This is a genomic window from Pigmentiphaga sp. GD03639 (assembly GCF_029845405.1).
GTDB classification, from domain to species: Bacteria; Pseudomonadota; Gammaproteobacteria; order Burkholderiales; family Burkholderiaceae_B; genus Pigmentiphaga; species Pigmentiphaga daeguensis.
On the sequence record NZ_JAOCLR010000005.1, the window covers coordinates 224,008 to 247,016 of the forward strand.

23 protein-coding genes and 1 pseudogene are annotated in these 23,009 nt (G+C 67.8%); 7 read left to right on the forward strand and 17 right to left on the reverse strand.

Annotated elements, in window-relative coordinates; genetic code table 11:
• Positions 1-3: 3 nt before the first annotated feature.
• From N5K27_RS07725 to N5K27_RS07755, 8 genes and pseudogenes are all read right to left on the reverse strand, one after another.
• Positions 4-543 carry a hypothetical protein gene (locus tag N5K27_RS07725; protein WP_347944460.1) on the reverse strand — a complete coding sequence of 180 codons (540 nt, stop codon included), beginning with the start codon at positions 541-543 and terminating at the stop codon, positions 4-6.
• A complete protein-coding gene (locus N5K27_RS29050) occupies positions 540-863 on the reverse strand; it encodes an ABC transporter permease (protein ID WP_347944461.1) in 324 nt (107 codons plus the stop codon). Before N5K27_RS29050 ends, N5K27_RS07725 begins: the two co-directional genes overlap by 4 nt.
• A 25-nt stretch (positions 864-888) precedes the next feature.
• Positions 889-1,452: pseudogene (locus tag N5K27_RS29055) on the reverse strand (ABC transporter permease); the annotation flags it as partial.
• Positions 1,453-1,459: 7 nt separating this feature from the next.
• Positions 1,460-2,752, reverse strand: coding sequence for an ABC transporter substrate-binding protein (locus tag N5K27_RS07735; RefSeq protein ID WP_279815587.1), 1,293 nt, complete (start codon positions 2,750-2,752; stop codon positions 1,460-1,462).
• Positions 2,725-2,997 (reverse strand): hypothetical protein, encoded by a 273-nt coding sequence (locus N5K27_RS07740; RefSeq protein WP_279815588.1) that lies wholly within the window; start codon positions 2,995-2,997, stop codon positions 2,725-2,727. Before N5K27_RS07740 ends, N5K27_RS07735 begins: the two co-directional genes overlap by 28 nt.
• A 23-nt stretch (positions 2,998-3,020) precedes the next feature.
• Positions 3,021-3,647, reverse strand: a complete 627-nt coding sequence (locus N5K27_RS07745) for a hypothetical protein (RefSeq protein ID WP_279815590.1) — start codon at positions 3,645-3,647, stop codon at positions 3,021-3,023.
• Entirely contained in the window at positions 3,644-4,300 is a 657-nt protein-coding gene (locus tag N5K27_RS07750) for a Rieske 2Fe-2S domain-containing protein (protein WP_279815592.1), read from the reverse strand. The genes N5K27_RS07745 and N5K27_RS07750 overlap by 4 nt, the downstream gene beginning before the upstream one ends.
• 22 nt (positions 4,301-4,322) lie before the next feature.
• Positions 4,323-5,336: a protocatechuate 3,4-dioxygenase gene (locus N5K27_RS07755; RefSeq protein ID WP_279815594.1), complete on the reverse strand. Its 1,014-nt coding sequence runs from the start codon at positions 5,334-5,336 to the stop codon at positions 4,323-4,325.
• Between the two features lie 364 nt (positions 5,337-5,700).
• Between N5K27_RS07755 and N5K27_RS07760 the strand changes: the two genes are divergently transcribed.
• Positions 5,701-6,393, forward strand: coding sequence for a FadR/GntR family transcriptional regulator (locus N5K27_RS07760; protein WP_279815596.1), 693 nt, complete (start codon positions 5,701-5,703; stop codon positions 6,391-6,393).
• Between the two features lie 40 nt (positions 6,394-6,433).
• On the opposite strand, the gene N5K27_RS07765 is transcribed toward N5K27_RS07760, so the two are convergent.
• A complete protein-coding gene (locus N5K27_RS07765) occupies positions 6,434-7,408 on the reverse strand; it encodes a tripartite tricarboxylate transporter substrate binding protein (RefSeq protein WP_176400854.1) in 975 nt (324 codons plus the stop codon).
• A gap of 49 nt (positions 7,409-7,457) precedes the next feature.
• The gene (locus N5K27_RS07770; protein ID WP_279815598.1) at positions 7,458-8,528 is read right to left on the reverse strand and encodes an enolase C-terminal domain-like protein; all 1,071 of its coding nucleotides are present in this window, start codon (positions 8,526-8,528) and stop codon (positions 7,458-7,460) included.
• Positions 8,529-8,661: 133 nt separating this feature from the next.
• Here N5K27_RS07770 and N5K27_RS07775 point away from each other — a divergent pair, with 133 nt between their 5' ends.
• A complete protein-coding gene (locus N5K27_RS07775) occupies positions 8,662-9,624 on the forward strand; it encodes a LysR substrate-binding domain-containing protein (protein ID WP_176400856.1) in 963 nt (320 codons plus the stop codon).
• A gap of 6 nt (positions 9,625-9,630) precedes the next feature.
• Here N5K27_RS07775 and N5K27_RS07780 read toward each other — a convergent pair whose 3' ends face one another.
• Positions 9,631-9,948, reverse strand: coding sequence for a YciI family protein (locus N5K27_RS07780; RefSeq protein WP_087841719.1), 318 nt, complete (start codon positions 9,946-9,948; stop codon positions 9,631-9,633).
• 167 nt (positions 9,949-10,115) lie between these two features.
• Here N5K27_RS07780 and N5K27_RS07785 point away from each other — a divergent pair, with 167 nt between their 5' ends.
• From N5K27_RS07785 to N5K27_RS07795, 3 genes are all read left to right on the forward strand, one after another.
• On the forward strand, positions 10,116-10,586 hold the full coding sequence (locus tag N5K27_RS07785) for a RidA family protein (RefSeq protein ID WP_087841720.1): 471 nt from the start codon (positions 10,116-10,118) through the stop codon (positions 10,584-10,586).
• 155 nt (positions 10,587-10,741) lie between these two features.
• On the forward strand, positions 10,742-12,241 hold the full coding sequence (gene argH / locus N5K27_RS07790; RefSeq protein ID WP_279815600.1) for an argininosuccinate lyase: 1,500 nt from the start codon (positions 10,742-10,744) through the stop codon (positions 12,239-12,241).
• A 29-nt stretch (positions 12,242-12,270) separates the two neighbouring features.
• Positions 12,271-13,239, forward strand: a complete 969-nt coding sequence (locus N5K27_RS07795) for a tripartite tricarboxylate transporter substrate-binding protein (protein WP_279815602.1) — start codon at positions 12,271-12,273, stop codon at positions 13,237-13,239.
• Between the two features lie 50 nt (positions 13,240-13,289).
• Here N5K27_RS07795 and N5K27_RS07800 read toward each other — a convergent pair whose 3' ends face one another.
• From N5K27_RS07800 to N5K27_RS07820, 5 genes are all read right to left on the reverse strand, one after another.
• Entirely contained in the window at positions 13,290-14,210 is a 921-nt protein-coding gene (locus tag N5K27_RS07800) for a LysR substrate-binding domain-containing protein (protein WP_279815603.1), read from the reverse strand.
• A 116-nt stretch (positions 14,211-14,326) separates the two neighbouring features.
• The gene (gene secA / locus N5K27_RS07805; protein ID WP_279815605.1) at positions 14,327-17,071 is read right to left on the reverse strand and encodes a preprotein translocase subunit SecA; all 2,745 of its coding nucleotides are present in this window, start codon (positions 17,069-17,071) and stop codon (positions 14,327-14,329) included.
• A 198-nt stretch (positions 17,072-17,269) separates the two neighbouring features.
• On the reverse strand, positions 17,270-18,232 hold the full coding sequence (locus N5K27_RS07810) for a tripartite tricarboxylate transporter substrate binding protein (RefSeq protein ID WP_132980545.1): 963 nt from the start codon (positions 18,230-18,232) through the stop codon (positions 17,270-17,272).
• 77 nt (positions 18,233-18,309) lie between these two features.
• The gene (locus N5K27_RS07815; protein WP_279815607.1) at positions 18,310-19,191 is read right to left on the reverse strand and encodes a phosphate ABC transporter substrate-binding protein; all 882 of its coding nucleotides are present in this window, start codon (positions 19,189-19,191) and stop codon (positions 18,310-18,312) included.
• Entirely contained in the window at positions 19,191-20,075 is an 885-nt protein-coding gene (locus N5K27_RS07820; RefSeq protein WP_087841724.1) for an amidohydrolase family protein, read from the reverse strand. The genes N5K27_RS07815 and N5K27_RS07820 overlap by 1 nt, the downstream gene beginning before the upstream one ends.
• Positions 20,076-20,187: 112 nt before the next feature.
• On the opposite strand from N5K27_RS07820, the gene N5K27_RS07825 reads away from it, so the two are divergent.
• A complete protein-coding gene (locus N5K27_RS07825; RefSeq protein WP_279815609.1) occupies positions 20,188-21,276 on the forward strand; it encodes a LysR substrate-binding domain-containing protein in 1,089 nt (362 codons plus the stop codon).
• 60 nt (positions 21,277-21,336) lie between these two features.
• Here N5K27_RS07825 and N5K27_RS07830 read toward each other — a convergent pair whose 3' ends face one another.
• Positions 21,337-22,293, reverse strand: coding sequence for a M23 family metallopeptidase (locus tag N5K27_RS07830; RefSeq protein WP_087841726.1), 957 nt, complete (start codon positions 22,291-22,293; stop codon positions 21,337-21,339).
• Between the two features lie 82 nt (positions 22,294-22,375).
• Between N5K27_RS07830 and N5K27_RS07835 the strand changes: the two genes are divergently transcribed.
• The gene (locus tag N5K27_RS07835; RefSeq protein ID WP_279815612.1) at positions 22,376-22,864 is read left to right on the forward strand and encodes a DciA family protein; all 489 of its coding nucleotides are present in this window, start codon (positions 22,376-22,378) and stop codon (positions 22,862-22,864) included.
• The last annotated feature ends 145 nt before the right edge of the window (positions 22,865-23,009 follow it).

A 23,009-nucleotide genomic window follows, 5' to 3' on the forward strand; every position in this document is an offset into this window, starting at 1 on the left:
ATATCAAAAAGGAGGAGACAACGATGAGACCGGATCATCGCCGTAGCGGCAAGCGCCCGCACCTGTCCTGTATCGCGGCCGCCCTTGCCGCGGCATGTATCGGCCAGGCGCATGCCCAGGCCGGGGGCGGCAGCGGGGTGCAGATATCCGGCCGCCGAAGTATCCGCCCACCAGGTCCAGCAGCGAGCCGATGACGCCGGCGATGGCGGCGGCGCCGAACCCCACCGTCAGCGACACCCTGGCGCCGTAGATCAGGCGGCTGAGGTAGTCGCGGCCCAGCCCGTCGGTGCCCAGCACGTGTTCCCACGAGCCCGTGGTCCAGACCGGATCGACCAGCGTCTTGGAAAGATCCTGCGCATAGGGGTCGTACGGCGCCAGCCACGGCGCGCACACGGCAACCAGCACCGCCGCCAGCACGATGCCCGCGCCGATCAGGAAGCCGACGTGCGAGCGGGCTCGCCGCCGCATGATGGCGCGGGGCGAAGCCGGATCCCTGCGCGCCGCCCGCGCGTCCGCCAGGTTTGCGTCCATGACTGTGCTCATAGCTTGATCCTCGGATCCAGGCGCGCGTTGATCAGGTCCGCCAGCATCGTCAGGAAGATGTAGCAGAATGCCAGGAAGACCAGGATGGACTGCACCACGGGAAAGTCGATCTGGCTGATGGAGTGGAAGGCCAGTTGGCCGATGCCGTTCAGGCCGAACACCGATTCGACGATGACCGAGCCGCCCAGCAGGAAACCCAGCGACACGGCCGACACCGACACCACCGGCAGGATGGCCGTGCGCAGCGCGTGCTTGAACAGCACCGAGCGGGCCGACAGCCCCTTGGCGCGCCGTGCGGACGAAGTCCGAGGACAGCGCATCGATCATGCCGGTGCGCGTGAGCCGCATCTTGGCCGGCATGGTGCCCAGCCCCAGCGTGACGGTGGGCAGGATGAAGTGCACCCAGGTGTCCGATCCCGAGACGGGCGCCCATTGCAGCTTCACGGCGAACACGAAGATCAGGATCAGGGCGAACCAGAAGTTGGGGATGGCCTGGCCGAACACGGCCAGCGCGAGCGCCGTCCGGTCCACCCAGGTGTTGGGCCGCATGGCCGCCACCACGCCCAGCGGGATGGCGACGAGCAGCGACAACAGCAACGAGGACAGCGCCAGCGCGATGGTCACGCCCAGGTGATCGACGATCAGTTCCAGCACGGGCACGCGCGAGAACAGCGAGGTGCCCAGGTCGCCATGCAGCGCCCCCCACACCCAGTCGAAATACTGCACGTACAGCGGCCGGTCGAGACCGTACATGGCGGCCACGCGGGCGATCTCCTCGGGCGTGGCGGTTTCGCCCGCCAGCGCCGAGGCCAGGTCGCCGGACAGCCGCAGCAGGGCGAAGCCGATCACCGAGACGGTGATGGCCACCAGCAGCGAGACGCCCAGCCTGCGGATGAAGAACTGGAGCATGCCGTCCTCACTTCCAGTGGACTTCGTAGAAATCGAGCCCGTAGACGCCGCCCGAGGTCTTGTCCAGTACCAGGTCGCGGTTGTGGATGAACACGTCCGGCTTGGTCGACAGCGGCACCACGTACACCTGTTCGTTGGCCCGGTCATAGGCCTTCTTGTAGATGGCCTCGCGGCGCTCTTCGTCGGTGGTGGCCATGCCCTCCTTCATCCAGGCCTGGATCTGCTTGTCGTGCCAGTAGTCGCGCGCGCCCGGCGCGAACAGGAACTGGATCGGCGACGAGGCATCCGGCAGCCCGCCCGAGGTCCACAGGCTGATCAGCACTTGCTGCTTGCCCTGGCGCTGCTTCTCGCGATATCCGGCGAAGGTGATGCGATCGACCTTGGCGCGGATGCCGACCTTGCGCAGCTCGCCCGCCACCGCCTCGGCCAGCCCGGTGGACCCGGGCGTGGCGGTCAGTTCGACGTCGAAGCCGTTGGGGTAGCCGGCCTCGGCCAGCAGCTTCTTGGCAGCCGCCGGATCATGGGCCGGGGGCTTGGTCGAATAGGCGCAGGCGCGATGGATGGGCAGGCACAGCGCATCCGGCGCCACCACGGCATCGCCGCCCGGCGTGACGCTGCGCGCCACCAGCGTGCGGTTCACCGCCATCGCCATCGCCTGCCTGACCTTCAGGTTCGACAGCGCGGCGTTGCCCGAGCGGCCGGCCGAGTCGATGGCCATGAACTGGAAGGTCAGGCCCTCGTTGGCGCTCATCTTCAGGGTGGGCTGCTTGGCCAGCATGTCGGCCTGTGCCTTGTCCGACACCTTGATGAAATCGATGTTGCCGGTCGCCAGGTTGGCGATCTGGGTCTGCGTGTCCGGCATGGGCACGGCCTCGACCCGCGCCACGCGCGCCGCCGGCTTGCACGGCGTGCCGTGCGTGTAGTCGGGGTTGCGCACGAGCACGATCCTGTCGGTATTGAAGGTCTCGACCTTGAAGGGACCGGTGCCGATCGGCGTCTTGCGGCCGAAGTCGCCCTTGTTCTGGTACTTGCCGTGCAGGTCGGACGGCACGATGGGCGTGGAATAGGCCAGCCGCAGCATCGCCGTGGGCGCGGGGCCGTTGGTGTGGATGCGCACGGTGTACTGGTCGATCTTCTCGGCGCGCTTGAACGGCGCGTAGTTCTCGGCGAAGCGCAGACCGTTGTTGGGATCGGTCAGCCAGCCGAAGGTATAGATGACGTCGTCGGCGTCGAAGGCCGAGCCGTCGTGGAACTTCACGCCGGTATGCAGCTTCAGCTCCAGCTCTGGTCGTCCAGCCATTTCCACGAACTCGCGAGATTCGGCGCGAACTTGCCGGTGCGGTTGTCGAAGCACAGCAGCGGATCGAACAACCCGCGCGAGAACATGCCCACCTCGGGGTTGGGGCCGTCGTACAGGATCATGCTGGAAATGGGTTCGACCAGTCCGATGCGCAGCGTGTTCTTGGCTTTCTGCGCATAGGCCGCGCCGGCGGCGCAGGCCAGCATACAGGTGGCCAGCATCGTGGCGAGTCTCTTGCCTTGCATAGTGTCTCCTCCTTGTTGGCGTGTCAGCGGCCCGCCGGAGCGGGCGCCGCCTTCAGCAATCCGGCGGCGCCGGTCTCGACCGGCACGTCGGCCGGCAGCACCACCGAGGCCGAGCGGACGCGGTACAGGTCGCCGCGCCGCGCGGCCTCGGGCACCTCGCCGGCCGCCAGCGCCTTGGCCAGGCGCAGCATGAGCCGGCGGAAGTTCACGATGCCGCGGTCGGAATGGCCGAGGTTCTCCTTGGAGCGATCGACCACGGGCCCCATGCTCTCCTGCACGGCGGCGTCCTGGTTGGGAATGCCGGTGATGCCCGTGAAGTTGTCGTTGCGCTGCTTCTCGCGGTCGATGCCGTAGTCGTTGTCGGCGCTCAGCAGCGGCAGGTAGGCTTCGTCGACCGGTCCCCAGAAGCCGTTGCGCCCGCCCCGCGTCTCGCGCTCCTCGTCGGAGTACGGGCGCGAGGGGCTGGCGCTGAATGACCAGGTCCAGGTCGTGTGGTCGTCGATCGGCACCCATGCATGGCCGTCGTACGGCTCGCGGCTGGATTCCTTGAACGCGCCCACCGGCGGAATCATCGTGTAGAACGGCAGCAGGAACTGCGTGACGCGCCAGTAGTAGTAGCCGGGCTCGGCGTTGCGGCGGGCGGCGATCACCAGGCCGCCTCGCTCTCGGTCACTTCGAGCACCGGATGCCGGTCGCTCTGGTGATAGGGATTGCGTGGTCCGGAGTCCGTGCCTTCCTTGCGGCTGTGCAGGAAGGAAATGTGGCTGGAATCGATGCCGCCCTCCACCGCCTGCGCCCAGTTGCAGCGCTGCAGGCGCTTGGTGGCCGTACGCTGCGCGGCGGGCAGCTCCGACCACTCGAACTCCGGCAGCGGCCCCTCGGTGCCCTTGGGTCCCATGTAGGCCCACACCACGCCGCCGCGGATCGCCGTGGGATAGGCCGCGATCCGCACGCGGTCCTTGTAGTTGGTCTCGTGCGGCTCGGACGGCATGTCCACGCAGCGGCCCTCGACGTCGAACTTCCAGCCGTGGTAGACGCAGCGCAGGCCGTTCTCTTCGTTGCGGCCGTAGTAGAGCCCGGCGCGGCGGTGCGCACAGTAGGCCTCCACCAGCCCGACCCGGCCGCTGGTGTCGCGGAACGCCACCAGGTCCTCGCCCAGCAGCCGCAGCCTGACAGGCGCGCCGTCGGGCTCGGGCACTTCCTCTTCCAGCAGGGCCGGCAGCCAGAACCGGCGGAACGGCTCGCCCATGGGCGTTCCCGGCCCCACCTGTGTCAGCATGTCGTAGTCTTTCCTGGACAGCACTTCTCGCTCCTTTGCCGCGGCCCTATCGCCAGGCGGCGAATGCCATGGCCGTGCCGGTGCCCGCGTGCGAGCGATAGCACGGCACGTAGTCCACCAGCTCCATCTCCAGCCCGGCCTCGGCGCATGCCGCGGCCACGGGCAGCCAGTTCTTGCACTCGGACGTGCCCGATTGCAGGGTCGCCTCGTCGATGCCGCGCAGCCATTCCTCGTCACGCCGCCGCATGGCATCCAGCAGGGCGCGGTCGAAGCTTTCGTCGATGACGAAGTGGCTCAGTCCGCCGGAGGCGATCAGCGCCACGCGCAGCGCCTGCGGCCACGCGGCCACGGCCCGCGCCAGCGCGCGGCCGAAGTCCAGGCAGCGGCCGGCGCGCGGCTGGTTGGGCGGATAGAAGGTATTGAGCATGAACGGCACGTGCGGCAGCACCTTGCCTTTCATCAGCCGCTGGTAGACGAAGCCGAAGGCATGCGGCATGCCCGTGGCCGGTCCCGGGCCGCGCTGCGGCATCTCGTCGGACTGCGCCAGGTCGAAGCCGGCGTCGGCCAGCGCGGCGCCCAGGTGGGCCGCCAGTTGCGGATGGCCGGGATAGCGCGACGACACGGCGGGCTTGATCGCCGTTGCCGAAATGGCGATGGCCGGCGACAATTTCGCCAGGCGCTCGGGATGGACCGGTTCGTCGGCGACCTCGGCCCCCGCGTACATCCACAGCGCGGGCGTCAGGCGCGCGCCGAACACCTCGCGCTGGTCGTTCCCGACGATGATGGCCACGTCCACGCTGGCTTGCCGCAGGCTGGCCGCCAGCGCCTCGACCGCCTGTTCGCAACGCCGCGCATGGCCAGCCATGGCCTCGGCCGTGACGCGCTCTTCCAGGCCTTCTGCCGCGCGCATCGCGACCAGCTCGTCAAAGCCGTAGGTGGCGCCGCGATAAGGGTGCGCCGTCTCGGCCCGGTCCGCCTGCACCCTCAGGCTCCACTTGTCCGCAGGAGTGGAAAGCTGTGGTCCGTGCGAGGTTCCCAGTCCGAGGACTATGCGCGCCATGCCGCGCCCCTCGAGCCGAATCGGTGTGTCTCCATTTGCCTGTTTTCTGGTAAGTTATTTTAATAGTCATACTGTATGAGTGATTATCGGGAGTGTCAAGGCGCGCCCCTGGCGAACCTGCGCGCGCGCGGCCCGCACGGGCCGCGTTAACGCATTGATTCCGTATAGTTTTTTGATGGGCAGAGCGGGTTTTTTAGTGTTTATACTGAGCTCGGGTCGCCGGATCGCGGCAGGGGCCCGAGGTCATGAGAGCGGATATAATTGCTCATACAGTCTGCGACTTCTGAACGGTGGAACAGAAAAAATGGCACGTACCAGAGCCGATCTACCAGTATGGCGCGCCGGACGCACCGAATCCACGGCCATGCGCGTTGAAAAACAGATCAAGGAAGCCGTGCTGGACGGCAAGCTGCAACCCGGCGATTTTCTGGGTTCCGAGAACGATCTGGCCGAGCAGTTCCAGGTCAGCCGCCTGCCCATCCGCGAAGCCATGGGGCGGCTGCAAGCGCTCGGCGTGGTGGACGTGCGCACGGGCGCCGGCGGCGGCACCCGCATCGCCAACGGCAACGATGCGCCGGTGGTCGAAGCCCTGGCCATCCAGCTCAAGCTGATCGGCGTCGGTTCGGATGAGGTCTTCGACGCTCAACTCATCATCGAGGCCAGCGCCGCCGAACTCGCGGCCAAGCTGGCGAACGCCGACGACATCGCCAAGATGGAAGCGTGCCTGGCGCGGGTCGAGGAACTGGTGTCCTCGCCGGAGGACTTCACGCCGGAGAAACTGACCACCGCCTCGCTGGCCTTCCACCAGTCCATCGTCGACGCCTCGCACAACCAGTTCCTGTCGTCGATCATGAAGGCGATCTCGTACGTGCTGTACCGCTCGGTCAATCCATACACGACACCGGCGGTGGGCAAGCGGCTGGTGCAGCGGCACCGCAAGATGCTGGCGGCCATCGTGGCGCGCGACGGCGAACTGGCCAGGCAACTGCTGACCGACCACGTGGCCAAGGTCCGCGCCAAGCACGGCGCCGCGGACAAGAACGCGGCCGGCAACTGACCGCGTCCCGGGTGGCCCGCGCGGGCCACCGGCCTCGGCCCTAGTCCACCTGGATGTTGCGCGCCTTGATCAGCCGCGCCCAGCGCGCCTGTTCGTCGCGCATCAGCGTGGTCATCTGCGCAGGCTGGTTCAAGGCGGGAACCGAACCGATCTCCTTCAGGTTCTCGATCATGGCCGGATCGGCCAACACCCGCGCGATGCCCGCGTGGATGGCCTGCACCTTGTCGGCGGCCATGCCGGCGGGCGCCAGCACGCCGAACCAGCTCACGCCGTCCACCCCCGGATAGCCCTGCTCGGCAATGGTGGGAATCTCGGGCGCCGACGGACTGCGCTCCGTGCCCACCAGCCCCAGGGCCTTCACCTTTCCCCCCTTGAGCAGCGGAAGCGCCGCCGGCAGGTCGACGAACACGCCGGCGATCTGGCCCCCCATGACGTCGGTCAGCGCGGGAGCCACGCCCTTGTAGGGCACGTGGACGAAGTTGCCACGCGTGGCGTCCTTCATCAGCTCCATGTACAGGTGCGTGATGTTGCCCGTTCCGGCCGAACCGATGGGAACGGGATTCGCGGACTGGCGGGCGTAGGCGACGAATTCCTTCATGTCGCTGGCCGGAAGCTGCTTGCCCACCAGCAATGCGGTGCCATTGGCCACCACCCGGCCGATCGGGCTGAGGTCCTTCAGCGGATCGTAGTTCAGGTCCTTGTACAAGACGGGGCTGATGGTCAGCATGCCCGAGGTCGCGAACAGCAGCGTGCCGCCGTCGGGCACGGCCTTGGCCACCGCCTGCACGCCGATCGCGCCATTGGCGCCGGGACGGTTGTCGACGATCACGGTCGCTTCCAATTGCGGGCCCAGGCGCTCGGAGAGCTTGCGCGCGATCAGGTCGGCCGGACCGCCGGGCGAGAACGGCACGACCATGCGGATCTGGCGCGGCAGGGGCTGGGCGGCGGTGTTGCCGGCCAATGTCGCGGCCAGCAGGAACAGCGCGGACCGCAGGACGGGGCGACGGGCAAGCATGGGGAATTCCATGGACGTTCCTTGAAGAAAAATGTGCGGACGGACGCGCTCAGGACGCGCGGCGGACGACGCCCACGCCCGGGCCTTCCGGGACATGGAGATGGCCGTCCACCACCTTCAGGCCCTCGAACGGATCGTTCAGCAGCTTCTGGAACTCGGCCAGTTCGCAGGCATAGGTGATGTTGGGCAGCGCCACGGCCAGGTGCAGGGCATGGGCAGCCAGCAGCTGGCTGCCGACGTTGGCGCCCATCCGGCACCCCAGGTGCGCCACCTCGCAGATGCGCGCGGCCGTCTGCACGGCCCGCAGCCCGCCCATCTTGGGCACCTTGAGGCTGACCGCGTTGATCGAGCGGCTCGCGGCCAGGCGGTAGGTCGACGAGGCGTCGTAGGCGCTCTCGTCGGCCTCGATGGCGATACTGGAGGCGCGCGTGACTTCCTGCAGGCCGTCCAGGTCGTCGGCCCGCACCGGCTGCTCGATGATGTCCACGTCGAACTCGACGGCCCGCTGCGCGAACACGACGGCATCCTTGGCGCGATAGGACTGGTTGGGGTCGGCCACCAGCCGCACGGCGTCGCCCACCTGGCGCCGCACGGCGCGCAACCGCTCGATGTCCTCGCGCACGGAGCCGCCCACCTTGAGCTTCAGGTGGCGGTAGCCCTGGTCCACCAGGCGCTGCGCGCGCTCGGCCATCTCGGGCGGCGTCTTCAGGCCCAGCATGCGGCAGATCGCGATACGGCCGGTGGTCTTGCCGCCCAGCAGCTCGTACAGCGGCACGCCCAAGAGGCGCGCCTTCAGGTCGTGCAGCGCGCAATCGATGGCGGCCTTGGCGGGGTTGTTGCCCACCAGCGCCGCCTGTACGCGCACCAGATTGGCCTCGATCGCCATCGCGTCCTGGCCGACCAGCGCCGGACAGATGCGCTGCAAGGCGCCCTCCACCCCCAGCGCGGTCGCGGCCAGGTGCGGAAAGGCCGCCGCATAGCCCCAGCCTCGCGTGCCGTCCTCGGCCGTCAGCGTCAGGACGACGGCATCGTTGGTCGGATAGGCCTGGCCCGCGAACTTCCAGTTGGGATCTTCGTCGGGCAGGCTCAGGTGTTCGAGGGAAAATGCGGTGATCTTCAACGGCTTCTCCGGCATGGCAGGGATGCGGCCACTCTATCAGCGGCCCGAGCGTGCGATCATTCGCATTCAGGCGGCCGGGCAAACCAAATGGTTATGGGCCGGCCGTCCTCTTCTTCCCGCCATCGGGGTTCACATGGAAGCCGAGCGATCGATCGAGCGCGTGCTGACCACCCAGGTCAAGCTGCGCCACCTGCTAATGTTCAAGACCGTGGCCGAATGCGGCGCCCTGTCGCGCGCGGCGGAAACGCTGCACATGTCGCAGCCCGCGGTATCCAAGACCATCCACGAACTGGAGACGCTGCTGGGCGAGCGGCTGCTGGACCGCACCGCCAAGGGTGTCGTGCCCACCGTGTTCGGCAGCCACGTGCTGCGCTATGCCCATTCGCTGCACGCCGAGCTCAAGCGCGCGGCCGATGAACTGACCGCCCTGCGCCAGGGCTCGGCCGGCAAGCTGGCGATAGGCAGCTACATGGTGGCGCTGCCCACGCTGCTGCCGCGCGCGCTGTCGCTGTTCTTCGCCGGCGGCGACGCCACGCGCGTGTCGGTGGTGGACGGCAGCAAGGAAAGGCTGCTGAGCGGACTGCAGGCCGGCGAGATCGACATCGTCGTGGGCCGCATGTCCGAGCAGGACGGCCATGGGCAGATCCGGCAGATCCCCCTGTACTTCGAACCCATCGTGCTGGTGGCGGGACGCCAGAACCCGCTGGCGGGCAAGGCCGCGCCCACGCCCGCCGACCTGGCTGCGCAGGAATGGGTCATGCCGCACGCAAGCAGCGTGGCGCGCACGCCCATCCACCTGTTCTTCGCCCGCGAGGGGCTGGACCTGCCCGCCCGCATCGTCGAGACCCTGTCGTTCCCGCTGATACGCGCCCTGCTGCTGCAGCGGGACATCGTGGCCGCGCTGCCGTGGCAGATCGTCCAGGCCGACATCGAACAGGGTGTCCTGGCCAAGCTGCCGGTGGACATCGGCTATCCCGCCCTGCCCGTGGGCATCATCACCCACGCCCACAACAATCTGTCGGCCGCCGCGCTGCGCATGGTGGACAGCCTCAAGCAGGCGGCCGGCGAGCTCTACCACCGCCCGCCCGCGGCCTGATGCCGGTCAGTTGCCCTCGGCGGTGGCGGGCGCGGCCGCCGGGTTCCATTGCCCGCGCCGCATGCGCGAGATCTTCACGCTCTTGAACAGGCCGGCCTTGCGGAACGGCTCGTCGCGCGAGAACGCCTCCGCCTCGGCCAGGCTGCCCACGTTCAGGATCAATACGCTGCCGGTGCGCCCCACGCCGTCCTCGGCCAGCATGGCGCCGCCCAGCACCAGCCTGGATTCGAACCTGGCCAGGTACTCCAGATGCGCGGGCTTGACCCGCTTGCGGATCTCCGCCGCGCCGTCGTCCCGGTCTTCCTGGTAGATGATGTACAGCATGCGCGCTCCTTGTCGAAACGGCCATGATACGGAGCCGCCGGCCGCTGCCGCATTCCAGTTTCGCCCGCGGTTCCAACCGCATGGTTATGGCCGCGGCGCGAAAAATCAGCCCGCCCCATGGGCCGGGACGGGACAATGGCGGCCTTCGCCATCACCGGGAGCCACCCATGCCAAGTTCCATCGACGCCCGCCTGTCGGCCCTGGGCATCATCCTGCCGCCCGCGCCCGCGGCCCGCGCCGCGCGCATCCGCATGGCGCGCAAGCTGGGCAACCTGCTGTTCGTCTCGGGCCAGTTGCCCAGCGTGAACGGCGAACTGCGCCACGTCGGCCGCGTGGGCGACACCCTGGACCTGGCCCAGGCCCAGCAGGCCGCGCGCGCCAGCGCGCTGAACGTATTGGCCCAGGCCCGCGCCGCCCTGCCCAACGGCCTGGACGACATCGTGTCGGTAGTGAACCTGCGCGGCTTCGTTGCCGCCACGCCCGACTTCGTCCGCATCGCCGAGGTGGTCAACGGCGCCTCGGACCTGATGGTGGAGGTATTCGGGGAAGCCGGCGCCCATACGCGCACGGCCGTGGGCGTGAGCAGCATGCCGCACGGCGTGGTGGTCGAGATCGAGGCGATGTTCGAGGTGGTCTAAGCGGGTTCTGCAGCGCGCCGTGCACCGGTCAAGGCATGACTGCCGCTCATTCATAGAATGAGATTTTGGAATCTGAACAGTAGAAAAAGTGCCTTGATCTCATGTAATGGGCTGAGTCAAAGTGGGGGCTGTCCCAACTCCAGTCTCCGCCCCCCATGGAAGCGCAATCCCCCGTCAGCGGCTTTTTGCACGAACCGCTGTCCCAACAGGCCCAGCAAGCCATCTTCATTCCCTGGATCCAGGCATCGCTGGCCGCGTCCATTCCGTTCCTGACCCGGCTCAACCGCGCGCACCTGGTCGCGATCCGACGCGCGGGGCTGGTCAGCGCGCATGACGCGGCCACCCTGGACCGCGCCATTCTCCAGATCGAAGCGGAAGGACCGGCGAAGCTGGTCATCGACGGCTCGCTCGAAGACGTCTATTTCAACTATGAAGCCCGATTGCTGTCGATCGCCGGCAAGGACACAGGATCGCGGCTACACGTCGCCCGCAGCCGGAACGACCTGCAATCCACGCTGGACCGGATGCGCGCCCGTGCCCTGGGCCTGGAACTCGCGTCCGCGCTGCTGGACCTGCGCGGAGTGCTGCTCGAGCAGGTCGTACGCAACCTCGATTGCGTGATGCCCGGCTACACCCACATGCAGCATGCGCAGCCGATCACCTTCGGCTTCTACCTGCTAGGCATAGAAAGGTCGCTGGAACGAGACACCCGCCGCACGCTGGCGGCTCTGGATCGCATCAACCAGTGCCCGCTGGGCGCCGGTGCCTTGGCCGGCACGCCCTACCCGATCGACCGGGCGCATACCGCCTCGCTGCTGGGCTTTGCCGCGCCGGTACCCCATGCCCTGGATGCTGTTGCCTCCAAGGACGCGATCATGGAGCTGCTGACCGCCACGCTGTTCACCGCCACGACGGTCGGCCGCCTGGCGCAAGACTTCTACACCATGACAACCTATGAGTTCGGCATGCTGGACCTGCCGGACAACCTGGCCATCACGTCCAGCCTCATGCCCCAGAAGAAGAATCAGGCCGTGCTCGAATTCCTGAAGGGGCGGCAAAGCCATCTGATCGGCGCGATGACGACCGCCTTCAGCGCCTTCCACGCCAAGCCCTTCAGCCACGTGCTGGACGGGAACGCAGACAGCCTGCAATTCCTGTGGGATGCCTTGCTCGGCATGGCCGGCCTGCTGCAGGTGGCCGGTTCGGTGGTCGCCGGGGTTCGCCCCCGGCGGCAACGCATGCGGGAACTGGCCGATGCGAACTACGCCACGGCCACCGACTTCGCCGACTACCTGGTCATACGGCACGGGCTGGCCTTCAAGGAGGCCCATCACGTCACCGGACGCGTGGTCCGCCTGGCCCTGCACGACGGCATTTCCCCGACGAACATCCAAGCACCTCTGGTCGCGCGGGCGGCACGAGAGATTCTGGGCCGCGAACTGCGACTGAGCGACGAGGAAATCCGCGCGGCCTTCGACAGCAGCCAATCCATCGAACGGCGCCGGGGTTCGGGTGGGCCGGCGGCCGAGGATACCGCAGCCCTGCATGCCCGCGCGCTGCGCGAGTTGGCGGACACACGGCGGGAATTGGAGACGTTCCAGGCAATGGTAAGCAATGCCGACACGCAGCTACAGGCGGAAACGGCCGCGCTGTAGCCGTGCAGGCGACAATGAGGAGACAGAAAATGATGGCGAATTTCTTGCGCAGCACCCGTTTCATCCTCGCACTGGCGACAGGCCTGTGCGCCTTCGCGGCGCATGCCGCCGATCCCGTCCGGCTGGTCGTCCCCTTTGCCGCGGGCGGCACGCAGGACCTGATGGCCAGGGTCATCCAGAATGCGCTGGGACAGGCACTGGGGGAGCCGATCATCATCGAGAACCGCGCGGGGGCGGGTGGCACCGTGGGCACGGCCACGGTCGCGGCCAGCGCGCCCAACGGCAAGACGCTGGCGCTGGTGGCCTCGAACCACACCAGCAACCCCTGGCTCTACCCCAAGATGCCGTACGACGCGCTGGCGAGCTTCGCGCCGGTGGCGATGATAGGCAAGACGGGCTTCGCCCTCGTGGTGTCCAGCGCCCTTCCCGTCCATACGGTGGCCGAGCTGGTCGATTACGCCAAGCGTCATCCCAATCAGCTCAACTACGCGTCCGCCGGCAACGGCAGCAACGGCCATCTCGGCATGGCGCTGTTCGCGCAGATGGCCGGCATCCAGTTGCAGCACATCCCGTTCAAGTCCACCGGCGAAGCCATGACCGACGTGCTGGCGGGCCGCTCGCACCTCATCATGCCCGCGACCATAGGCGCTGTACCGGCCGTGTCGGACAAACGCGCCAGGATACTGGGCATGACCTCCAAGGTCGGCCATACGGGGATGTTCGCGAACTTTCCGCTCGTGGCCGACGCGGGCGTCCAGGGCTTCAACTACGACGCGTGGTACGGTCTGCTTGCGCCGGCAGGCACACCCCGGGTCCGCATCGAGCAGTTGCATGCCGCCGCCGAGAAAGCCATGCGGCAGGACAGTGTCCGGGACGCGCTGCAGAAGGCCGGGATAGAGCCGGCACTCATGGGTCCGGACGAATTCGCCGCCTTTCTGGCCGCCGACTATGCGGAAACGGGCAAGCTCGTGAAAAGTACTGGAGCCAGGCTGGAATAGCCAGGACCTGTGCCCGCTAGAAGGAGGCTCGCACAGGCCGGGAATGGGCCCTAGCTGGCGGCACGCCGCGGGCGGGCGTAGCCGTGCAGTCCGCGCAGCCGTTCTTCGAGCTGCGCGGAAAAAAGATCCGCCAGGTCGTTCCGGGTCGTCGAACTGGCCTTGATCTCGGCGAACGAGAAAGGAATCGGCTGGGTCATGCGATGCACCGAGCACCCCAGGGCCAGCGCCATGTCGGTCGAGAATGGGTCGAGGATGGAAGCCCCCATGCCCTGGGCGACGAAGCCGACCACGGCCGCCGACCACCCCGCCTCGAACGCCAGGTGCCGGTGGATGTTCTCGTTCTTGAACAACGCGTCGACCTTCATGCGCGTGGGATTGTCCGCCGCCAGGGACACGAACGGTTCGCCGGCCAGGTCACCCGGATCGAGCTCCCGCCTGCGCCGCTTCGGATGCCGGGGGGGAAGAATGCACACGCAATCGACCAGCGACACGTGCGCCACCAGCCCTCGATCCCGCGAAATCGGCGTCATCGCGTAACCCAGATCGAACTGTCCGGAGGCCACCAGCTCAACCACCTCGGGCGAGTTGTAGGTCAGCAGGGAGACACTCACATCGGGATGCTCGCGGCTGAATGCCGCGACGACGCCTTGCAGGAAGCCCGTGGTCAGCGACGGCATGGCCACGATGCGCAGCTGCCCGTGGCGCTTGGAGCGGATACGCTCGGCGGCCAGAGCGATCTTTTCCAGCCCCAGGAACAGCCGGTCGACCTCGGCCAGCAGCGAGTGCGCCTCGGGGGAAGGAACCAGTCCACCGCGCTTGCGGGTGAACAGCTCGAATCCCACCTGCTCCTCGAACTCCTTGATCAATTTGCTGACGGCGGACTGTGTCACGAACAGCACGTCGGCGGCCGACGTCATGCTTCGAGTGACCATGACGGCCTGGAAGGCCTCGATGTGGCGCACGGAGAACATGGATGAAGCTCCGGAATGATCAGCCTGCTGGAGGCACGCCGACGGAATACTACCCCACCACCAATGAAAAGACCGGCAAGCGCCGGTCTTTTCACGTCATGTCGCGGAACGCCCCGTCAGGCGAGCCGGCCGTGGCACTGCTTGTACTTCTTGCCGCTGCCGCAGGGGCAGGGATCGTTGCGCCCGACCTTGGGCAGCACGTTGCGCACCGGCTCCTGGCCGGATCCCGCGGCCGCGTTGGCGGCGGCCAGGGCCTCGTCGTAGTCGGAGTGATGGTACTGCACGTTCTGCACGTGCGGCTGGGCGGCCTCCTGCTCGACCTGTTCCACCTGCTCGGCCGACTGCACGCGCACGGTCATCAGCACCTTGACGACGTCGTTGCGGATGCGGTCCAGCATGTTGGAGAACAGCTCGAAGGCTTCGCGCTTGTATTCCTGCTTGGGGTTCTTCTGGGCGTAGCCGCGCAGATGGATGCCCTGGCGCAGGTGGTCCAGCATGGCCAGGTGTTCGCGCCAGTGCGTGTCGATGGACTGCAGCAGGATGGAGCGCTCGAACTGGCCCCACATCTCGGTGCCCACCAGGGTCACCTTGGCGTCGTAGGCATCGGCCGCGGCCTTCAGCACGCGCTCGAGCAGGTCGTCGTCGGTCAGGTTGGGCTCGGCTTCCAGCATGCCGGCCAGCGGCAGCTCGACCTGCCACTCGAGTTCGAGCGTCTTCTGCAGGCCCGGCACGTCCCATTGTTCCTCGACGGAGTCTTCCGGCACGTAGCCGCGGAACACCTCGGTGAAGGTGGCCTCGCGCAGGCCGGCGACCACGTCGGCGATGGATTCGGCCTCCAGGACCTCATTGCGCTGGGTGTAGATGACCTTGCGCTGGTCGTTGGCGACGTCGTCGTACTCCAGCAGCTGCTTGCGGATGTCGAAGTTGCGGGCCTCGACCTTGCGCTGGGCCGACTCGATGGAGCGGGTGACCATGCCGGCCTCGATGGGCTCGCCCTCGGGCAGCTTGAGGCGCTCCATGATGGCGCGCACGCGGTCGCCCGCGAAGATGCGCATCAGCGAGTCTTCCAGCGACAGGTAGAAACGCGACGAACCCGGATCGCCCTGGCGGCCGGCGCGGCCGCGCAGCTGATTGTCGATACGGCGCGACTCGTGGCGCTCGGTGCCGATGATGCGCAGGCCGCCGGCGGCCTTGACCTGCTCGTTCAGCGGCTTCCATTCATCGCGCACGCGGGCGATGCGGATTTCCTTCTCGGCCTCGGACAGCGAGTCGTCGGCGCGGATCAGGTCGACCTGCTTGTCGACGCTGCCGCCGAGCACGATGTCGGTGCCGCGGCCCGCCATGTTGGTGGCGATGGTGATATGACCGGGCTTGCCGGCCTCGGCCACGATCTCGGCTTCGCGCGCGTGCTGCTTGGCGTTGAGCACCTCGTGCTTGAGGCCCGCCTTCACCAGCATGGCCGACAGCAGCTCGGAGTTCTCGATGCTGGTGGTACCCACCAGCACCGGCTGGCCGCGCTTCTGGCAGTCCCGGATGTCTTCCAGGATGGCGTTGTACTTTTCCTGGTCGGTCTTGAAAACCTGGTCGTTCTGGTCGACGCGGATCATGGGCCGGTTGGTCGGCATGATCACGGTCTCCAGGCGATAGATTTCCTGGAACTCGTAGGCTTCGGTGTCGGCCGTGCCGGTCATGCCGGCCAGCTTCTCGTACATCCGGAAGTAGTTCTGGAAGGTGATCGAGGCCAGCGTCTGGTTCTCGTTCTGGATCTTCACGCCTTCCTTGGCCTCGACCGCCTGGTGCAGGCCGTCGGACCAGCGGCGGCCCACCATCAGGCGGCCGGTGAACTCGTCGACGATGACCACTTCGTTGTTCTGCACAACGTAGTGCTGGTCGCGGAAGAACAGGTTGTGCGCCCGCAGCGCCGCCATCAGGTGGTGCATCAGGCTGATGTGGCGCGGCTCGTACAGCGACTCGCCCTCGGGCAGCAGGCCCTGGCGCTCCAGGATCTGCTCGGCCTTCTCGTGGCCGGCCTCGGACAGGTAGACCTGGTGGCTTTTCTCGTCCACCCAGAAGTCGCCCTCGGGCTCGGGCTCGTTGGACTTGGGCTCGGACGCCATCCGGGTCAGCAGCGGCGGCACCGCGTTCATCCGGATGTACATCTCGGTATGGTCTTCGGCCTGGCCCGAGATGATCAGCGGCGTACGCGCCTCGTCGATCAGGATGGAGTCGACCTCGTCGACCACCGCGTAGAACAGCGCGCGCTGGCGGCGGTCCTCCACGCGGTATTCCATGTTGTCGCGCAGGTAGTCGAAGCCGAATTCGTTGTTGGTGCCGTAGGTGATGTCGGCCTGGTAGGCCTCTTTCTTTTCCTCGTTGGGCTGCTGGGACACGACCACGCCCACCGTCAGGCCCAGGAAGCGGTACAGCCGGCCCATCCAGCCGGCGTCGCGCTGGGCCAGGTAGTCGTTGACGGTGACCACGTGCACGCCCTTGCCGGCCAGCGCGTTCAGGTAGACCGGCAGCGTGGCCACCAGCGTCTTGCCTTCGCCCGTGCGCATTTCGGCGATCCGGCCGGTATGCAGCACGATCCCGCCCAGCAGCTGGACGTCGAAGTGGCGCATGCCCAGCACCCGCTTGCCGCCTTCGCGCACGACGGCGAAGGCCTCGGGCAGCAGGTCGTCCAGCGATTCGCCGTTCTGGTAGCGTTGCTTGAACTCTTGCGTGCGGGCCGCGAGTTGCTCGTCGCTGAGTGCGGCGGTCTGGGACTCCAGCGCGTTGATGCGAGCGACCAACTTGCCGTACTGCTTCAGCAGCCGGTCATTGCGGCTGCCGAAAATTTTCTTGAGCAGAGAGGAAACCATGCGCGATATTTGCAAGCAACCGGGGCCGGGCCGTGGCCTGGCATCCCAGCCGGGATAGGGGATAAGCCAGCCAGTTTAGCACCGTGGGAGGACCTTGAATCGCGCGCTCCGTCCGCATGGACATCCCCGCCCGGCCGCCGCCCCCGGCGGCTGGCCCGGCCCGGGAGCGGCGCCCGCCCCCGCCGGGACCGGTCCGGGTCAATCCCGGGTGAGTCTGGCCTCCTTGACGATGCGGGCCATCAACTGCCTGTCCTGGGCGAACAGTTTCGCAAATTCATCGACGCTCATGGCGTCCGGCGCCACGCCCTGGGTGGCCAGGCGCTCCTTGATGACCGGCATCTCCAGCACCTTCGCCACCGCGGCGTTGATGCGCTGGACCACCGGCGCGGGCGTGGCGGCGGGCGCCAGCAGGCCGAACCAGGACTCGAACACGTAGGAAGGCAGGCCCGCCTGGGCGATGGGCGGCACGTTGGGCAGCAGCGGCGAGGCCTGGCGCGACGTCACCCCGATGATGCGCAGCCGTGGGTCCTGCAGGTAGGCGCCGACGCCGGCATTGGGCACGATCACGGCGTGCGCCCGCCCACCGGCCACGTCGTTGGCCGCTTCCTGGGTGGATTTGTAGGGGATGTGCAGCATGTCCAGCCCGGCCGTGCTCAGGAAATAGGCCATGGCCAGGTGGGTGGAGCTGCCGATGCCGGCCGAGCCGTAGTTCAGCTCGCCCGGGCGCTTTTTGGCATAAGCGATGAATTCGGCCACGTTCCTGGCCGGCAGCGCGCTGCTGATCATCAGCACGTAGCTCTGGGTGCCGATGTTGGCCACCGGCGTGAAATCCTTGACCGGGTCATAGTGGGGCTTGGCGCCCAGTTCCGCCGTGACGAAATGGCTGGACGCGGCCATGAGCAGCGTACGCCCGTCCGGGTCGGCGCGCCCGACGTTGGACGTGCCGATGGCCCCGCCCGCGCCGGGCCGGCTTTCGATGATGATGGTCTGGCCCAGCTGCTGGCCCAGTTCCTGGTAGAAGGTGCGTGCCAGCAGTTCCCGGGCCCCGCCGGCCGCGAACGGCACGACGATGCGCGAGACCTGGCCGCCCACCTGGGCCTGCGCGGGAAGCGTGGGAACGGCGGCCGCCACGCAGGCGGCCAGGATTGCGAACCATTTCATGTTGTCTCCTGGGAATGAGGGCGGCGGTCCCCGCCGCCGCGATAGTCTTTACGGGCCGGCCCCATGGCCGGCGCCGGTCACAGCACGCGGGTCACGTCGTCGAACAGCTCGTCGACGGCATAGCGGCGCGGTATCAGCTTCTGGTCGTAGGCGTAATGGATGATCAGCTCCAGCGCATGGCGGTTGGGTTCCACACCGAACGGCGTCAGATCCGGCGCGCCGGCGTCCCGCCGGGCCGCGGCCTTGCTTTCCTGCAGCAGGCGGTAGACTTCGCGGACCACATCCGGACGCGTCTCGCACAATTTCCGGTCCACGGCCACCATATGGTTGATGGGCACCATGGCGTGCCGGGCGCCCCACGCAGCGGCGGCCGCATGGGGGTCGGGCAGCACCGGCGCCAGGCGAGGATCGTCGGGCAGGTCGGTGCCGATGATGGCGGCATCCAGTTCCCCCGCCAGCAGCATCTCCACCATGTTCCGGCCTTCGGCCCGCGTCACTCCCGGCGGATCCGGAAACTCGGCCAGGTGCCCGTCCTCGAACGTCACCCAACGTATTCCATTCAGATCCACCCCGTAGTCGTCGGCCAGGATGCCCCGCACCCAGGCGACCGTGGTCTGGGCGTAGGCCCGGATCCCGATGCGCTTGCCGGCCAGCTCCGCCACCCGCAGGCGGCCGCGCTCGACGTTGTGGACCAGGCAGTGGTGCTGGTAGCGGCCCGCCCCCACCACGGCCGGCATCAGCACCAGGGGCTTGCCGTAGGCCTTGGCCTGCAGGAAGGTCACCAGCGCCAGCTCCGCCACGTCGAAGGCGCCTTCGCGCACCACGCGCTTGAACGCCCGGTTGGCGGTCTTGACCGGGTCGAACTCGAAACCGACCAGCGGCGAAGCGATCTCGCCCCGCTTCAGGGCCAGCGTGTTGGGATAATCGCCCAGCAGGGTGCGCAGCGTCGTCGGACCCATCACGCGCCCCTTGCCGATGCGGCGTCCAGCTCGGGATACAGTGCCCGGGCCGTGCGATGGAAAATCCATTCCCGCTCTTCGCCCGACAGCGAGGCGGTGGCCTCCAGGGCTTCGCCCAGCAGGCTGGCCAGGCTGCCCGCCGACGCCGGGAAGTTCGATCCCCAGGCGATGCGGCGAACGCCGAACACGTCGATCGCGCGCCGCAGGAAGCTGGCCTGCGTGGCCGCCCCCTCGCGGGACTCCCGGACGTTGTGGGTGGTGAACTTGAGGAACAGGTTGGGATGCTCCGCCAGCGCGAACAGGCTAGCCGCCGCCGCATAGGGAGGACCGTCGTCCAGCCGGGGCCGGGCGAAGTGGTCCAGCAGCACCCGCACGCGCGGGAAGCGCCGCAGGATGTTTTCCAGTTGAGGCAAGCCATCGGCCCGCAGTTGCACGCACACGGGGATGTCCAGTGCCTGCGCCCGCTCCCAGGCGGGAAAGCCCAGCGGGTCGTCCAGCCGCGCCGCGTGGTCGGCGGCGGTGTGCCCGGCGATGAACACCCGCATGCCCTGCAACCCGCGGCCGTGCCAGTATGCGATGCGATCGGCGGCGTCAGGCTCGGACAAGCCGATCGAATAGACGCCGATGAAACGGTCCGGCCGAGCGGCGACCGAGTCCGCGACGTAGCTGCTGTCATGGCCATAGCAGGTGGAGGCCTGCACGAGCGCGACCTGCGCGATGCCGGCCTCGTCCATTGCGGCCAGCATGTCTTCGCGCGTGACCGGCCGCTCGCGCGACCAGTCCGATTGCCGGCCGGACAGCGGCGCTAGCGGATAGGCCCGCTGGTCCGCGGCGATGACGTGGGTATGTAGATCGATGATCGATGTCGGCTTGGGATGGGACACGGGGACTCCTGATCGAAGGCGCCCATCATGCCCGCATCAACATAAGCAAACCACTTAAAAATATGGCGTTTATCATAAGCATCTACTTATGACACATCCGGAGAGATCCGCCATGGCGAGACTCGACTGGTACATCCGCGCCAACCTCAAGCCGCGCCACCTGCAATTGCTGGTGGCCCTGGACGAGCTGCGCAACCTGGGCAAGGTCGCGGCCAGCCTCAACATCACCCAGCCGGCGGTGTCGCTGGCGCTGTCCGAACTGGAGAAAGGCCTGGGCTTCAAGCTGTTCGACCGGACGGCCAGGGGCGTCCAGCCCAATGCCTACGGCGAATGCCTGATCCGCCAGGCCCGCGTGATGCTGAACACCCTGGCCCAGACTCGCGACGAACTGCGTGCGCTGCTGTCGGGCGCGTCCGGGCGGACGGCGCTGGGCGCGATGCCCGCCATGACCTCGGCCCTGGTCCCCCAGGCGCTGGCCGCCCTCAAGCGGGTCTCGCCCACGACCACGGTGCACGTGCAGGAAGGGTCGATGGATACGCTGCTGCCGCAATTGCGGCGAGGCCACCTGGACGTCCTGGTGGGCCGGCTGTCCAGTTGGCCGTCGGCCGACTTCGAGGAAGCGCCCCTGTTCGAGGGATCGAGCATGGTCGTGGTGGGCCGCCAGCACCCCTTGGCCGGGGTCTCGTCGCTGCACTGGCGCGACCTCGCCCCGTTCCCCTGGATCCTGCCGCCGGTGGCGTCCCTGCCCAGGGAACCCCTGGAGGCCGTCTTCCAGGAACACGACATTGCCATGCCCAGCGACTACATCGAAACCCTGTCGGTTCCGGTCATCGCCAACTATCTCCAGTCCACCCGGGCCGTCGGCCTCCTGTCCCGCGTCGCGGCCCGCTACTACAGCGACCTGGGCATGCTGGCCATTCTGCCCCTGGAACTCCCCGGCCTGCTGCGCCCCATCGGCCTGACCTGGAGCAAGCAGCGCGCGCTGTCCCCCGCCAGCGAACGCCTGATGCGCTGCCTGCGGGAGGTCTCTGTTGATTATGGTCCCCCCCCTACGCCCTTCGGGCGCCCCCCAGGGGGCGATGCGGGTGGACCGGAAGGGAAGCCCACCCCCACGCCCTTCGGGCGCCCCCCAGGGGGCGATGCGGGTGGACCGGCGGAGCCGGATCCACCGCATCCTGGGTCTATTGGGGCTGCCGCGTAGCGGCTGGGGGCTGGGGGCTCATCATCCAGGGCGCGCGTCAGCGCGTAGGGGGGCCTCTTTCTAGTCCAGCGGACCGGGGGCGGGCAGCGTGACGACCTTGGAGAACGGTTCGACCGGCTGTTTGCCGGGGCCGTGGGTCAGGAAGTTGTTGGGGTTGACCGCCACGCCGCCCAGCCGCACCTCGAAGTGCAGGTGCGAACCGGTGGAGCGGCCGGTGCTGCCGACGGCGGCGATGCGCTGGCCTCGCTTGACCAGGTCGCCCGGCTTGACCAGCAGCCGCGAGGCGTGGGCGTAGCGGGTGACGAGATCGTTGCCGTGGTCGATGTCTATCATGTAGCCGTAGCCGGCGTGGAATTCGGCCACCTGCACGACGCCGCCGGCCGCGGCCACGATGGGCGTGCCCGACGGCGCGGAGAAATCCACCCCTTCGTGCAGGGAACGCGTACCGGTGAAGGGATCGACGCGCCAGCCGAACGAGGAACCGTTGTACCCCTGCGTGACGGGCATGACGGTGGGCGTCATGGCCTTGCGCACGGACAGGGTTGTCAGCTGCGCGTCCAGGACGCTGAGGTAGTCGGAGCGCTCGGCCAATTGGGCTTCGAGATGATCGAGCTCGGAGCTGACGTCCTGGGGCGACATGGGCTGCGGCGATACCAGCAGCCCGCCGCGGCCCGGCACGCCCTTGGCGGAAAACGCCGGAGCCACGCCCGCCAGGCCGGCGACGCGCTCGCCCAGCGCGTCGAGCTGCATCAGCTTGGCCTGCATTTCACCCACGCGCTTGGCCAGCAGATTGATGTTCTCGCGCAGCACCGCCTGCTGGCGGGCTTCCTCGCGCGTACGCTCGGACAGGCCGGAGCCGCTCCATGGCCATGCGATGCCGGAAGCGGCGTAATTCAACAGTACGGCGCCAAGAATCAGGGCGGCACCGATTGCGGCGATCATCCCCGCGGCGAAACGGGGGGTTATGGTCAGCGTCCTCGCCTCGGACAGGCGCGGATGCACTATGATGATCTGCACGGAACGTGCCTCCTGGCGTGAGAGACGCGCCTTGCTCGGCGCCCCGTATCCTCTTGAATGTTCCCGAGACTCCAGGGAGTTCGTGATCGAAACTTTTCGTACCCGGCCCGCCGCGACCCTCCGGAAGCGGCGCAAGCCGCAGACCCATGCCGACCCCGCGCAGTACACCGCCACGCTGGCGTGCCTGGGCCGTGACGGCAAGGGCGCCAGCCTGCTGGGCACCGCCCGCCGTCTGCTGGACCTGGAACGCCAGGTCTGCGACGCCCTGCCCGCGCCCCTGGGCCCGTCCTGCCGCGTGCTGCGCTTCGAGGATGGCCAATTGACACTGGGGGTACCGGCCGCGGCCCATTCGGCCAAACTGCGCCAGTTGGCACCCCGGCTGGTGGCGGCCTTGGAAAAGCAAGGGTGGCAGGTTAACGGAATCGCCGTCCGCGTTCAAGCAACGCTTACCCGCCTGGAAGAGACCGAATTGTCCCGCCCCGCCCCCCGCGCCCCGGCGCGCCAGGCTACCGAGCTGGGCACCCAGGCCCTGGCCGAACTGAAAAGGAGGTTACCCCCCCCTACGCGCTGACGCGCGCCCCCCAGGGGGCGATGCGGGTGGACCGGCAAAGCCGGATCCACCGCATCCTGGGTCTAGTACGGTCATCTTGGGTTGTGGCAGGAGGCTTCGCTGGCTGCCAGCGGTAGCAACGGTGTGGCGTGTCAAAAAACGGGTA

Coding starts and splice junctions, on each gene's coding strand:
- N5K27_RS07760 (WP_279815596.1), top strand. CDS start 5,701: ATGCGCGTTGAAAAACAGATCAAGGAAGCCGTGCTGGACGGCAAGCTG.
- N5K27_RS07825 (WP_279815609.1), top strand. CDS start 20,188: ATGGCGAGACTCGACTGGTACATCCGCGCCAACCTCAAGCCGCGCCAC.
- N5K27_RS07800 (WP_279815603.1), bottom strand. CDS start 14,210: ATGTTCTCCGTGCGCCACATCGAGGCCTTCCAGGCCGTCATGGTCACT.
- N5K27_RS07735 (WP_279815587.1), bottom strand. CDS start 2,752: ATGGCTGGACGACCAGAGCTGGAGCTGAAGCTGCATACCGGCGTGAAG.
- N5K27_RS07780 (WP_087841719.1), bottom strand. CDS start 9,948: ATGCTGTACATCATCTACCAGGAAGACCGGGACGACGGCGCGGCGGAG.
- N5K27_RS07785 (WP_087841720.1), top strand. CDS start 10,116: ATGCCAAGTTCCATCGACGCCCGCCTGTCGGCCCTGGGCATCATCCTG.
- secA (WP_279815605.1), bottom strand. CDS start 17,071: ATGGTTTCCTCTCTGCTCAAGAAAATTTTCGGCAGCCGCAATGACCGG.
- N5K27_RS07755 (WP_279815594.1), bottom strand. CDS start 5,336: ATGGCGCGCATAGTCCTCGGACTGGGAACCTCGCACGGACCACAGCTT.
- N5K27_RS29050 (WP_347944461.1), bottom strand. CDS start 863: ATGCGCTGTCCTCGGACTTCGTCCGCACGGCGCGCCAAGGGGCTGTCG.
- N5K27_RS07740 (WP_279815588.1), bottom strand. CDS start 2,997: ATGCAAGGCAAGAGACTCGCCACGATGCTGGCCACCTGTATGCTGGCC.
- N5K27_RS07725 (WP_347944460.1), bottom strand. CDS start 543: ATGAGCACAGTCATGGACGCAAACCTGGCGGACGCGCGGGCGGCGCGC.
- N5K27_RS07765 (WP_176400854.1), bottom strand. CDS start 7,408: ATGCTTGCCCGTCGCCCCGTCCTGCGGTCCGCGCTGTTCCTGCTGGCC.
- N5K27_RS07795 (WP_279815602.1), top strand. CDS start 12,271: ATGATGGCGAATTTCTTGCGCAGCACCCGTTTCATCCTCGCACTGGCG.
- N5K27_RS07775 (WP_176400856.1), top strand. CDS start 8,662: ATGGAAGCCGAGCGATCGATCGAGCGCGTGCTGACCACCCAGGTCAAG.
- N5K27_RS07810 (WP_132980545.1), bottom strand. CDS start 18,232: ATGAAATGGTTCGCAATCCTGGCCGCCTGCGTGGCGGCCGCCGTTCCC.
- argH (WP_279815600.1), top strand. CDS start 10,742: ATGGAAGCGCAATCCCCCGTCAGCGGCTTTTTGCACGAACCGCTGTCC.
- N5K27_RS07815 (WP_279815607.1), bottom strand. CDS start 19,191: ATGGGTCCGACGACGCTGCGCACCCTGCTGGGCGATTATCCCAACACG.